This window comes from Flavobacterium sp. P1_E4 (genome assembly GCF_056405915.1).
The window spans coordinates 195,635-207,971 of record NZ_JBFUBE010000006.1 but is presented as its reverse complement, the minus strand read 5'-3'; the positions used below and the strand labels follow the sequence as shown (position 1 = coordinate 207,971).

The window sequence follows — 12,337 nt, the reverse complement described above, 5'->3', positions numbered from 1 at the left end:
TTAAAAAGAACAGATTTGTAAATGCAAGATCAGTTTTTTTCAATAACCATTCAATATGTTTTTATCAATTGTAAATTACTCCAGAGCTGTGATCGTATTTTGCACCCGTTACACTCTGAAGTGCATTAACTTCTTCTCGCATTTTTAGAACACCCAATAGTGCAAAAATTAAAGCTTCTTTGAATTCCAGAATTTTTTTTGATGGAATGATAACATCCATTTGTGGCAGATGAAATTGAATTCTTTCGATTAGGAAATCATTGTAGGCACCTCCTCCGGTAGTTAGCATATTTCCTTTTTTCTTTGGCAAAGCCAATGCTATTTGGAAGGCAATATGTTCAGTGTAGGTATGTAATTTGTCTTCAATAGATATAGGATAACTCTCGATTATGGGTAAAATAACTTCTTTTACAAATTCAAAACCCAATGATTTAGGATGCTTTTTTTTATAAAAATCTAAGGCGTTCAATTCATTTAGTAAATCAACGTTGCAATTACCGGTTCGGGAAATTTGACCTTTGTCATCATAGTCCAGTCCCAATTGATTGGCATAAAAATTAAGAACCGTATTTACGGCTGAAATGTCAAATGCTATTCTGGTATTATTATCTTCAAAAGATACATTTGAAAAGCCGCCAAGATTCATGCAATAATCATATTCGGAAAATAGTATACGATCTCCAATGGGTACCAATGGAGCTCCTTGCCCTCCCAATTGAACATCTTGCACTCTAAAATCGCAAACTACTTTTTGTTGTGTCAGTTTTGCAATTTCGGGCAAATTCCCAATTTGCAGTGTAAATCCATTTTGAGGCTGATGCAAAATGGTGTGTCCATGCGAACAAACTGCATCTAAATTTTCAATGGTATGTTTTTTTATAAAATCGGCAATGATGGACGCCAACAGTTGAGTGTAGTTTTTGTTCAATTCCAATAGTTGGTTTTCACTATAATCTACTGCTGTTTTTAAAACAGAAACCCAACTTGAATCATAAGAAATAGTTTCGCATTCAAGTATTTCGAATACCCATTTACTATCTTTTATTTGGAATTGAATATGAGCCAAATCGACTCCATCTAGCGAAGTTCCTGACATCACTCCGATAACGTTATAGTAATCTTTTTTCATAGGCCAAATTTACGATTCAAAATTGAAAATTTCATAATTAAAAAGTACCTTTGACCACATTTTTAAAACAAAAACCAATTTTTATTTTACATTATTATGGATTTTAATCTAACCGAAGAACAATTAATGATTCAGCAAGCAGCGCGAGATTTTGCTCAAACTGAATTGTTGGAAGGAGTAATAGAAAGAGATGAACACTCCAAATTTCCTACAGAACAGGTCAAAAAAATGGCCGAACTTGGATTTTTGGGAATGATGGTTGATCCCAAATATGGTGGTTCAGGTCTAGATAGCGTTTCTTATGTTCTGGCTATTACCGAAATTGCCAAAATTGATGCTTCGGCAGCTGTTATTATGTCTGTGAATAATTCATTGGTTTGTGCAGGATTAGAAAAATATTGTAATGAAGAACAAAAAATGAAATATTTGGTTCCACTTGCCAAAGGAGAGGTAATTGGAGCATTTTGTTTATCAGAGCCAGAAGCCGGATCGGATGCAACATCTCAAAAAACGACTGCGATTGACAAAGGAGACCATTACTTATTGAATGGAACCAAAAACTGGATTACCAATGGCGCTTCTGCTTCAACATATATTGTAATTGCCCAAACTGATGTAGAAAAAGGACATAAAGGAATCAATGCTTTTATAGTTGAAAAAGGTTGGGCTGGGTTTGATATCGGTCCAAAAGAAAAGAAAATGGGTATTCGTGGTTCTGACACACATTCTTTATTGTTTAATGACGTGAAAGTACCTAAAGAAAATAGAATTGGAGCCGATGGTTTTGGATTCAATTTCGCTATGTCTGTTTTAAATGGTGGACGTATCGGTATTGCTTCACAAGCTTTAGGAATTGCAACAGGTGCTTATGAATTGGCTTTGAAATATTCTCAAGAGCGTAAAGCTTTTGGAAAAGAAATTTTCAAGCATCAGGCAATTGCTTTCAAATTGGCTGATATGGCGACTCAAATTTCTGCTGCGAGATTGTTGTGTTTTAATGCAGCTTACCAAAAAGATCAAGGAATGGATATTTCTCAATCTGGTGCAATGGCTAAATTATTCGCCTCTCAAACTGCGATGGATACTACGATCGAAGCCGTACAAATTCACGGTGGAAACGGTTATGTAGCCGAGTATCATGTAGAGCGTATGATGCGTGATGCGAAAATTACTCAAATTTATGAAGGTACTTCGGAAATTCAACGTATTGTAATTTCAAGAACCTTAATTGCATAATTGATTTTTTACTCAATATATAAATCCAAACTTGAATTTCGAGTTTGGATTTTTTATTTAAGGATGTATTTTTTGAACAAGACTTTGTTTATTTTTACATGAATTGGCAACACATTTATAAATTGTTATGTACGACGAATTAAAATATTGGTACCTTCGAGATCACAAATTATTTTGGACATTGAGTATGTCACAAATTAAGCAATTGTGTATCATTACAGGTTTTAAAAAAGCCAAAAAAGGAGAGATTATCTATTTTTCTTCTTCGGATGTTCCTAGAGTTTTTTTGCTCAAAAAAGGGAATATCAAAATTGTTGCTGTCGATGAAGACGGAAATGAGACTATCAAAGACATTATTCAAAAAGGAGATTTGTTTGGTGAATTGACCTTGGAAAACGATGTGAATTCAAATGAATATGCGAAAGCTTTGACGGATGAAATCATTATCTGTAGTTTTCTATTATCTGATTTTGAAAATCTATTGCTTCATAATCCTAGTTTGGCATTATCTTATACCAAGTTTGTTGGGTTAAAAATGAAACGCATTAAAAACAGTTATGCTAATTTAATTTCGAAAGATGCTAAAACTCGATTGTATCAATTTCTAAAAGATTGGGCCGAAAGAGAGGGAAAACGAACCGAAAATAGAGTTGTTATTGAAAACTATCTAACCCAAAATGATATGGCTCAAATTATTTGTACGTCCAGACAAACAGCTACTCAATTGCTAAATGAAATGGAAACTAATGGATTGTTATATTACAATCGTAAAGAAATTATCATTGAGGATATTACTAAATTATAGTTTTTGAAGAGGGAAAATCGTCCATCACCTTGCGTTTATTATCCATTTTATAACTTTTAAAGCTGTCGCATCTTTGTAATGTCAATTAAGACAAGCAATTTTAAAAATAAATAAGATGACAACTACAACATTTTCAGTTCCAACAAGATCAGAAGTTTCAGAAAACAATCAAGTAATTTTTGACAACCTACAAAAAGCATTAGGATTTGTTCCAAACTTATACGCTACTATAGCGTATTCAAAAAATGGGTTAGAAAAATATTTAGCCTATCAAAATGCTAAAACTTCTTTATCCAATAAAGAAAAAGAAGCTGTAAATTTAATCGTAAGTCAAGTTAATAATTGTACGTATTGCCAAAGTGCCCATACTGTTATTGGGAAAATGAATGGTTTTACAGATGAGCAATTATTAGATTTCCGAAGAGGTAAAGCTACGGATGCAAAATTAAATGCATTGGTTCAACTTGCTGGCGAAATTACACAGACTAGAGGAAACGCTAATTCTGATTTAGTTGACGCTTTTTTTGCTCAAGGTTATACCAATGAAAATTTAGTTGATTTGATACTCCTGATAAGTGACAAAACTGCGATGAACTTTTTGCACAATTTAACACAAGTGCCAGTTGATTTTCCTTTGGCACCATCTTTATAATTTATGTTTTTTTAAACTAAATATAATACAAACCAATTCAATATGAATTGGTTTGCATTATATTTAATCAAATTTAATTATCATGGAACAAAGACATCCACTTCCTCCATTTAATATGGAAACTGCTTTGCAAAAAGTGCAATTGGCCGAAGATGCCTGGAATAGTAAAGACCCAGAACGCATTGCTTTGTCATATACTATTGATACGGAATGGCGTAATAGAACGGATTTTATTAATGGTCGTGATGCCGTAAAAGAATTTTTAAAACGCAAATGGGAAAAAGAACTCGACTATAAGCTAAAAAAAGAGTTATGGGGTTTTCGTGAAAATCGAATGGCAGTTCGTTTTGAATATGAATACCGAAATCAAGCAGGACAATGGTTTCGTGCCTACGGAAATGAAAACTGGGAGTTTGATGAAAATGGTTTGATGCGCAAACGTTTTGCCAGTATCAATGATTTGCCAATAGACGAAAAAGACAGAAAATTTAAATAATTTCTCATGGCTAAAAATTTTGCAGAAATAGCTTTTACGGATGCTGTCAAAGCGCTACAAGAAAAATATGGTAGTCGAAAAGGTTATGAACGAATGGAAAAGTTCAATATTATTGACGGTTTATCCCAAAACGAAATGAGTTTTATAAGCAATCGGGATAGTTTTTATTTGGCATCTATTGGAGAAAAAAACTTTCCTTATATACAACATCGAGGCGGACCCAAAGGGTTTGTGAAAGTCTTAGATAAAAACACTATTGGTTTCATTGATTTTTCAGGAAACAAACAATACATATCGGTTGGGAATTTTGCAACCAACAATAATGTAGCGCTAATAATGATGGATTATCCGGCAAGGGCGAGACTGAAAATTTTAGCCAAAGCAGAAATTATTGAACTCAAGGACAATCCAGAATTACTGTCTAAACTCGATTTAGGTGAATATGAGTTTCGTCCAGAGCGAATGATGCTTTTTCATATTGAAGCCTTTGACTGGAATTGCCCTCAGCATATCATACAACGGTTTACTTTGGAAGAAATACAAATTGCTTTTGAACCAAAGTTTCAATACATTTCAAAATTAGAAGAAGAAATAGAAAATCTTAAAAGCAGACTAAAAGAATCTGGTTTAAACTAAATTTGTTCATAAAAATAGAATAGTATGATAGATCAATCCACGTTTACTTTAGTCAATCCACAAAACGGAAATTTAGCTTTCAAACTTTTTTCTTTTGAAAGCTTATCTTGTTTTGATCACATTCAGCGATTGAATTATTATTCATTAATTTGGATTCAAAAAGGGGAAGGTAAAGTAAAAGTAGATTTTTCAGAATATGATTTTACAAAAGACCAATTATTAGCTTTTGCGCCATATCAGCCTTTTATGTTGTCATCCACTGATGACATCGAGGGGAAAGTGATTCATTTTCATCCCGATTTTTTTTGCATTATGAAACACCACGATGAAGTAGCTTGTAATGGGGTTTTGTTCAATAATATTTATGAACCACCATATGTGTTTATTGATGAAGGGACTAGAGCCACATTCAATATGGTTTTGGAACAAATGAAGATTGAAATGCAGAACCCAGCACTGGCACAATATGAGTTGTTGATATCCTATTTGAAAATTTTTCTCATTACCGCCTCTAGATTAAAAAAAGAACAACAGCCAAAAGAGTTTGTTCCAATAGAAGAAAATACAGCGCCATTTATTCTTCAAAATTTAAAAAATTTCATTGAACAAAATTTTAAAACCAAACATTCTGCMAGTGATTATGCCGATTTACTTAATATTTCTTCAAAAGCTTTAGCCAAAATCACCAAAAATCACTTCAATAAAACGTTGACCAATTTAATTGCAGAACGTATTATTATCGAAGCCAAAAGGGAATTGTACTTAACGAATAAACCGGTAAAGGAAATTGCCTATGAACTCGGGTATGATGATGAGCATTATTTTAGTCGCTTCTTTAAAACCAATGCGGAGGTTTCTCCCCAAATGTATCGTGACACGGTTGGCTTTGCCAAGGCAGTCAGTTGATTTAGAGAAATTTTACCCCCAATGTAAACTACCTGACATTTTGCTTTTTATTACTACTATAAATTTGTAGTATCAAAATCGATAAACTAAAAAAAAGTTATCATGAAAAGAGTAATTGTACTGCTGTTGGTTGTTTTTGGATTCTCAGCAACATTCGCGCAAAGTTCACCCAAAAAACTATCCGAATATAATTTGGAAAAAAAAGTTGCCATTCAAGGCTACGATGCTGTGTCTTATTTTAAACAAAATAAAGCAATGAAAGGCAAAAAAGAAATTTTTGCTACTTACGATGGAGTGATTTATCAATTTTCTTCTGCCGCAAATAAAGAAATTTTTTTAAAAAGCCCTGCTTCCTTCGAACCACAATATGGAGGTTGGTGTGCCTACGCTATGGGGAGTGCTGGTGAAAAAGTCGAAATCAATCCTGAGACTTTCAAAATTATTGATGGAAAATTGTATTTGTTTTATAATGCTTATTTCAACAATACTTTGAAAAGTTGGAACAAAGATGAAATCAGCTTGAAGGGAAAAGCTGATGTCAATTGGAAGAAATTTATAAAATAAGAAATCATGAAATGAGCATGACTGTAAATTGGTCGAAAAACTAATGAAGATGTGCGAATTCCATATTCCAATAAAAAAAAACTAATATTGTCTACATATGAAAGGATCAATTGTACAATGGTTATTTCGGCTAACCGCTGCAATTATTTTATTGCAAACGTTGTATTTTAAATTTACAGGGGCTGAAGAAAGTGTTTATATTTTCTCTACTTTAGGAATAGAACCGTATGGTAGAATTGGGTCAGGAATAGCCGAATTAATCGCTGCTATTTTAATTTTGATTCCCCGTACTACTTTGTTGGGTGCATTAATGGGAGCAGGAGTAATGATTGGAGCCATTTTTTCACATCTTTTTGTGTTGGGAATCGAAGTGAAAAATGATGGAGGAGAGTTATTTGTTTTAGCAATAATTACCTTTCTTTGTTGTATTGCATTGATTTATGGGAATAAAAGTAAAATTATCAACCTCTTAAAATTGAAACTATAATATGCTAATTCCATCTATAAACAATAGCCTTGATGAATTGATTGGATTACTCAATCAATTGTCTCAAGAGGAATATTCAAAATCTTGTTTTGAATTAAGTAGCTCCAGTATTGGAGAACATACCCGACATATTATTGAAATGTTTCAGTGCTTGAATCGAAATTATGATTCAGGAATTGTGAATTACGATAAAAGAGAAAGGAATGGATTGATTGAGACTAATACTAATTTTGCTATTCAAATGATTTTGGATATCAAAAACAGCATTTCAAAGGACAATAAAAATCTCGAATTGCAACAAATAATTGATGGTAATTCGGTCAATATAAAAAGTAATTATTATCGAGAATTATTATACAATTTAGAACATTGCATTCATCATCAAGCTTTGATTAAAGTGGCGATTTTGAAATGTGGAAATGTAGTTGTTGATGATAATTTTGGAGTGGCTCGTTCTACAATTGAATATAGAAAACAATGTGTACAGTAAGTTTTGTTTGTTCCAATGATAAAGTTATCATTACTTCCAATCGAGATGAAAAAATAATTAGACCAGGTGCAATTCCGCCAAAGAACTACACCTTGAATGGAAAAAATATTATTTATCCAAAAGACTCCAAAGCAGGAGGAACTTGGTATGTAGTTGACGAGAACGGAACGGTTTTGGTTTTATTAAACGGAGCCGACGAAAAACACAAAGTGCAATTGCCTTATCGCAAAAGCCGAGGTCAAATTGTTCTCGAAATGATTAGCAGTACTTCGCCAAAGGAGTTTTGGAATGAAATTAATTTAGAAAATATCGAGCCTTTTACCTTAGTTTTGTTTCAGGATAAGCAACTTTTTCAATTACGTTGGAATGGAGTCGAAAAATCAACAGTAGATTTAGAGATTGATAAAAATTATGTTTGGTCTTCATCAACCTTGTATTCACAAGAGATTCAGGAACAGCGGGCGAGTTGGTTTTACACTTTTTTGGACTCAAATCCTGAAATGACAGACGCTAAAATGCTTCATTTTCATAGGTATACCGAAGCAGATAACAATGAAGACGGTTTGGTTATAAATCGAAACAATGAAATGAAAACATTGAGTATTACTCAATCGGTTATCGAGAAAAATAAAGTGATGATTCATCATTTGGACTTGATCTCAGAAAAAGAATATTCCAAAACTTTTATTACCATTTAATAGCTTTGCCAAAGTTTAAAACGTTGATAAAGCTCATAAAACAATTACAAAATTGAAACTATTCTTTCACAAATTGACCCATTGGGAATATTGGCCTTTTCAAATCGTTTATACCCCGATTTATTTTCTATGGGCGTATTATTCGATTAAGGCAAAATCTATTTTTTTCTTCAATGCTTCCAATCCTACCATCAAAAATGGCGGTTTTATAATGGAAAGTAAAAAGCAAATTTATAATTTGATTCCGCAAAAATATTACCCCAAAACGGAATTGATAAAAGCAAGAACTTCTATTGATGAGATAAGTAAGGTGTTGGAAGATACAGGAATTAAATATCCCTTTATTGCCAAACCCGATATTGGTTTGAGAGGTTCTGCTGTCAAAAAAATAGAAACTTCAGACGATTTAAAACAGTATACAGAAAGAGCTAATTTCGACTTTATTGTACAGGATTTGATTCCGTATGAAAATGAAATAGGTGTTTTCTATGTACGCTATCCACACGAAAAGGTTGGCAGAATTACAGGTATTGTTGCCAAGGAATTTTTAATCATTACAGGAAATGGAGTGGCTACTATCGAAGAATTGATAAAAGAAAATCCCCGATATGAATTGCAATTAAAATCACTTAAGCAAGAATATGGAAGTAAATTGCAGAAGGTTTTGCCTATGGGCGAAAAAGTAAATCTTGTTCCATACGGGAATCACGCTCGTGGTGCCAAATTTGTAGATGGAAGTCATTGGATAACGCCAAAATTGATCGATACTTTCAACGAAATGTGTGTGCAAATTCCCGGTTTCCATTTTGGAAGATTAGATATTATGTATGATACTTTTGAAGCATTGGAACAAGGAAAAAAATTTTCTGTTGTAGAACTGAATGGTGCCGCCAGTGAACCAACACATATTTATGATCCCAAGCATTCTTTATTATTCGCTTGGAAAGAGCTTGCTCGACACATTACCTATATGTATGAGATAAGCGTGGCCAATCGTAAATTGGGATTCCCATATTTGGCACACAATGTAGGAATGAAAGAATACCGTCTGCACCAAAAACAGAATCAGAAAATTATCAATTTTCAGTAAATGAAAGCCTTAAAAAATATTATTGTTGGATTTATCGTGAGCTTTGTGGGTTCGCTGCCTTTGGGTTATTTGAATATTATTGGTGTTGAGATTTTGGCAAAACTAGGAATGAATTCTCTTGTTTCTTATTTATTGGGCGTTATTTTTATCGAGGCAGTTGTTATTTATTACACTGTTATTTTTTCAAAACAATTGGGCGAAAACAAAAAATTGATGAAAAGCATCGATTTCTTTGCTATCTTTTTTCTTTTGCTGATTGCCTATTTATTTTTTGCCTATTCGAATCAAACGAATCAGGAGCATGACTATTTGAAGGATTATATTCAGTATTCTCCCTTTTTGATTGGGTTGGTGTTGTGTGGTTTGAATTTTCTTCAAATACCTTTTTGGATGGCTTGGAACTTGTATTTAATGAATGCCAATCACATATCATTGCACCGTAAATTAAAATTTCATTATATTTTTGGAACGTTAGTCGGAACCTTTTTTGGAATGTTAGCTGTAATAGTTTTATTGGATTCTCTTTCCCAAAAAATATTGGATTATTCAAATATTATCGTGCCAATTGTAATTCCGTTGTTTTTTGTGGTTTTGGCCTTTTTTCAAGCGCACAAAGTATATAAAAAGTATCTGAAGAAAAAAATTAGATAGAGGGTTGACTCATATCATAAGCCAAAATGAAATAATTATTGTTATTGAATTGAAAATCTCCAATAACAGTCCATTTTAACTTTTCAATATGTGCTTTTTGTGAAGGTAAATTGGTTTTGTTTATGAAAGTAATACTTACCGGAAATTTTTTCAAAAGATGTACACGCATAAAGTCGAAAAAAGGATTAATCAGACCTTTTCCTCTGTATTTTTTATCAATGCAAATAGGTCCGTACTGAAAAGTATTGGAGTCAGTCATTTTAAAGTCCTTGAAAGAAAGACCTGGAAGCATAGGAGTCATGTGATTAAAAATAGCCCATTGACTGAAATATTCCCAGCTTGCCGCAAAAATATAAGCTATTATTTTTTGATTGTCTTTGGCAATAAACAAACCCTCTTGACGAATGACTTCCTGTAATTGGTCAACAGAAAAAGGAGTAGTTACAAATCCAGAAGCTTTTTCTTCTTCGGTCATATTGGATACTAGATAAAGGCTCTGTAATTCCAATACACCTTCTATGTCTGTGTTTTTTGCTACTTCAAATAGGATGTTTTCAATCATCATTATGTTTTCTGATTTTTATTTTTTTGCAAAAATAAGTAAAATTAAATTCATCACTTTATTTTGAGTTTTCAATCATTTGTTTTTTATACCAATACTTTTCGATAATTAACACTATTGTAATTCCTATAATATAAGTTAGTAAATCAATCCAAGAGAATGAAGTTCCGATAACAGTTCTGGCAATTTTTGATTTTTCTAAACCTAGTTTTTCGACGATATTCAAAAATTGCAGAAATTCTATTGTGAAAGAAAAAGCCAATACAGCAATCGCAACAGTTAAAGTAGGTAATTTGAGAAAGGATTTTAAAAAGCAATAGATTAGAATAACAACCAAAACATCGCCAAGATAGGGTCTTACAAAACGGTCATTGATATAAAGTGCAATTAAAACCTCAATAAAAAATATAAGAATTGTGAATCCAAAATAGTTTTTGTTAAATGTTATCATAATGGTGATTTACGAAAATAAAAGACAGTTTGTAATATTAAGCCTTTTTAAACTAATCTGCAGTTTTTCTGTTCTTGTTTTATTTATTGATTTAGATTTTTTATGTGTTCATTACAGGATAAAAATGTATTTTTTAAAATTTAAAAGTACAGTTTTTTAACTGTTTTGATTATTTTTGCTCCATGAAGAATATTATCATTACAGGAACCAGTAGAGGAATAGGTTTGGAGTTGGCTTTGCAGTTTGCCAATGCAGGACATCAGGTGCTTGCTTTGTCAAGAAAAACAAATGAAGCCTTACTTTCCCATAAAAATATCACTTGTCTTTCGGTTGATTTGTCCAGCGAAGAAGAGTTGGTACAATTAACCGATTTTCTTTCTGCGACTTGGGAAAGAATTGATGCAGTTGTCCATAATGCCGGGAGTTTGTTGCTAAGACCTTTTTCGGAAACAACACAACATGATTTCGAAAATATATATAAAGTCAATGTTTTTGGCGTGGCCAATTTAACCCGAATCTGTTTGCCTTATTTGCAAAAAGGGAGCCATGTGGTAACCATTAGTTCGATGGGAGGCGTACAGGGAAGCTTGAAGTTTGCAGGATTGGCAGCTTATAGTTCCAGCAAAGGAGCCGTAATTACTTTATCTGAATTATTAGCTGAAGAGTATAAAGAACAAGGAATTTCTTTTAATGTTTTGGCTTTGGGTTCTGTTCAAACCGAAATGTTACAAGAAGCATTTCCTGGCTATCAAGCGCCACTTTCGGCTAGTGAGATGGCCAATTATATTTATGATTTCACTCTTACAGGAAATAAATATTTTAACGGCAAAGTATTGCCTGTTTCTTCTACAAACCCATAATAGTTTTATAACTCATAACTCACTTTGCCCGAAACACTTTTAAAATATTTGCCGGAACATGCCGTAAAGCCAGTTTTTGAACTGATTGTTACGCATCAAGTGCATCTCAAAATTGTGAATGAGAGACAAACCCGTCATGGAGATTATAGAAAAGGGGTGAACGGGAAACATGAAATTACGGTGAATGCGAGTCTCAATAAATACAGGTTTTTGATTACTTTGATTCATGAAATTTCTCATTTGGTGGCTTTTGAAAAATTTGGAAGGCATATTAAACCTCATGGGCATGAATGGAAACATTCTTTTCAAAGGATGATGGTGCCGTTTATTCGACCAGAGATTTTTCCGAATCATTTATTGCCACTGTTGGCAAGACATTTTAGGAATCCAACAGCAAGTAGTGATACCGATACCACATTGGCATTGGCCTTGAAGCAGTATGATAAACCAAATGATAAAAATTATATCTTTGACATTCCTTATGGTAGCGTTTTTAGAATTTCAAATGGAAAGATTTTTAAGAAAATAGCAATCCGAACCAAACGATATGAATGTTTAGAAATAAGTTCTGGACGATTATATTTATTTAACCCAAATGCCGAGGTAGAGTTATTGCCAGGTTAA

Annotated in this window: 17 protein-coding genes; 14 read left to right on the top strand and 3 right to left on the bottom strand. The window is 32.9% G+C overall.

The genetic code is table 11. The annotated features are described in order from the left end of the window. Positions 1 to 64: 64 nt before the first annotated feature. The gene (locus tag AC1DY0_RS08790; RefSeq protein ID WP_477188233.1) at positions 65 to 1,129 is read right to left on the bottom strand and encodes an anhydro-N-acetylmuramic acid kinase; all 1,065 of its coding nucleotides are present in this window, start codon (positions 1,127 to 1,129) and stop codon (positions 65 to 67) included. Positions 1,130 to 1,225: 96 nt separating this feature from the next. Here AC1DY0_RS08790 and AC1DY0_RS08785 point away from each other — a divergent pair, with 96 nt between their 5' ends. The 12 genes from AC1DY0_RS08785 (at position 1,226) to AC1DY0_RS08730 (ending at position 9,840) form a co-directional block, all read left to right on the top strand. Then, a complete protein-coding gene (locus AC1DY0_RS08785; RefSeq protein WP_477188232.1) occupies positions 1,226 to 2,365 on the top strand; it encodes an acyl-CoA dehydrogenase family protein in 1,140 nt (379 codons plus the stop codon). A gap of 127 nt (positions 2,366 to 2,492) precedes the next feature. Beyond that, on the top strand, positions 2,493 to 3,170 hold the full coding sequence (locus AC1DY0_RS08780; RefSeq protein WP_477188231.1) for a Crp/Fnr family transcriptional regulator: 678 nt from the start codon (positions 2,493 to 2,495) through the stop codon (positions 3,168 to 3,170). A 115-nt stretch (positions 3,171 to 3,285) separates the two neighbouring features. Continuing rightward, a complete protein-coding gene (locus AC1DY0_RS08775; protein WP_477188230.1) occupies positions 3,286 to 3,822 on the top strand; it encodes a carboxymuconolactone decarboxylase family protein in 537 nt (178 codons plus the stop codon). A gap of 82 nt (positions 3,823 to 3,904) precedes the next feature. Beyond that, positions 3,905 to 4,318, top strand: coding sequence for a nuclear transport factor 2 family protein (locus AC1DY0_RS08770; protein ID WP_477188229.1), 414 nt, complete (start codon positions 3,905 to 3,907; stop codon positions 4,316 to 4,318). Between the two features lie 6 nt (positions 4,319 to 4,324). Next, a complete protein-coding gene (locus AC1DY0_RS08765; protein WP_477188228.1) occupies positions 4,325 to 4,954 on the top strand; it encodes a pyridoxamine 5'-phosphate oxidase family protein in 630 nt (209 codons plus the stop codon). Positions 4,955 to 4,978: 24 nt separating this feature from the next. Then, positions 4,979 to 5,860, top strand: coding sequence for a helix-turn-helix domain-containing protein (locus AC1DY0_RS08760; RefSeq protein ID WP_477188227.1), 882 nt, complete (start codon positions 4,979 to 4,981; stop codon positions 5,858 to 5,860). Positions 5,861 to 5,962: 102 nt separating this feature from the next. Further along, positions 5,963 to 6,424: a YHS domain-containing (seleno)protein gene (locus AC1DY0_RS08755; RefSeq protein WP_477188226.1), complete on the top strand. Its 462-nt coding sequence runs from the start codon at positions 5,963 to 5,965 to the stop codon at positions 6,422 to 6,424. Positions 6,425 to 6,521: 97 nt separating this feature from the next. Beyond that, entirely contained in the window at positions 6,522 to 6,911 is a 390-nt protein-coding gene (locus tag AC1DY0_RS08750) for a DoxX family protein (RefSeq protein WP_477188225.1), read from the top strand. A 1-nt stretch (position 6,912) separates the two neighbouring features. After that, on the top strand, positions 6,913 to 7,401 hold the full coding sequence (locus AC1DY0_RS08745; RefSeq protein ID WP_477188224.1) for a DinB family protein: 489 nt from the start codon (positions 6,913 to 6,915) through the stop codon (positions 7,399 to 7,401). Continuing rightward, positions 7,389 to 8,099 carry an NRDE family protein gene (locus AC1DY0_RS08740; protein ID WP_477188223.1) on the top strand — a complete coding sequence of 237 codons (711 nt, stop codon included), beginning with the start codon at positions 7,389 to 7,391 and terminating at the stop codon, positions 8,097 to 8,099. The genes AC1DY0_RS08745 and AC1DY0_RS08740 overlap by 13 nt, the downstream gene beginning before the upstream one ends. A 52-nt stretch (positions 8,100 to 8,151) precedes the next feature. Next, positions 8,152 to 9,189 carry a D-alanine--D-alanine ligase gene (locus AC1DY0_RS08735; protein ID WP_477188222.1) on the top strand — a complete coding sequence of 346 codons (1,038 nt, stop codon included), beginning with the start codon at positions 8,152 to 8,154 and terminating at the stop codon, positions 9,187 to 9,189. Continuing rightward, positions 9,190 to 9,840, top strand: coding sequence for a hypothetical protein (locus AC1DY0_RS08730; RefSeq protein WP_477188221.1), 651 nt, complete (start codon positions 9,190 to 9,192; stop codon positions 9,838 to 9,840). Here AC1DY0_RS08730 and AC1DY0_RS08725 read toward each other — a convergent pair. Together AC1DY0_RS08725 and AC1DY0_RS08720 are read right to left on the bottom strand one after the other, a co-directional pair. Next, complete coding sequence (locus AC1DY0_RS08725) at positions 9,833 to 10,405, bottom strand: GNAT family acetyltransferase (RefSeq protein WP_477188220.1); 573 nt, start codon at positions 10,403 to 10,405, stop codon at positions 9,833 to 9,835. The two genes, AC1DY0_RS08730 and AC1DY0_RS08725, sit on opposite strands and share 8 nt — an antisense overlap. A gap of 55 nt (positions 10,406 to 10,460) precedes the next feature. Next, positions 10,461 to 10,853: a ribosomal maturation YjgA family protein gene (locus AC1DY0_RS08720; RefSeq protein ID WP_477188219.1), complete on the bottom strand. Its 393-nt coding sequence runs from the start codon at positions 10,851 to 10,853 to the stop codon at positions 10,461 to 10,463. Between the two features lie 182 nt (positions 10,854 to 11,035). Here AC1DY0_RS08720 and AC1DY0_RS08715 point away from each other — a divergent pair, with 182 nt between their 5' ends. Both AC1DY0_RS08715 and AC1DY0_RS08710 read left to right on the top strand, forming a co-directional pair. After that, complete coding sequence (locus AC1DY0_RS08715) at positions 11,036 to 11,713, top strand: SDR family NAD(P)-dependent oxidoreductase (RefSeq protein ID WP_477188218.1); 678 nt, start codon at positions 11,036 to 11,038, stop codon at positions 11,711 to 11,713. A 24-nt stretch (positions 11,714 to 11,737) separates the two neighbouring features. Beyond that, positions 11,738 to 12,337 carry a SprT-like domain-containing protein gene (locus AC1DY0_RS08710; RefSeq protein WP_477188217.1) on the top strand — a complete coding sequence of 200 codons (600 nt, stop codon included), beginning with the start codon at positions 11,738 to 11,740 and terminating at the stop codon, positions 12,335 to 12,337.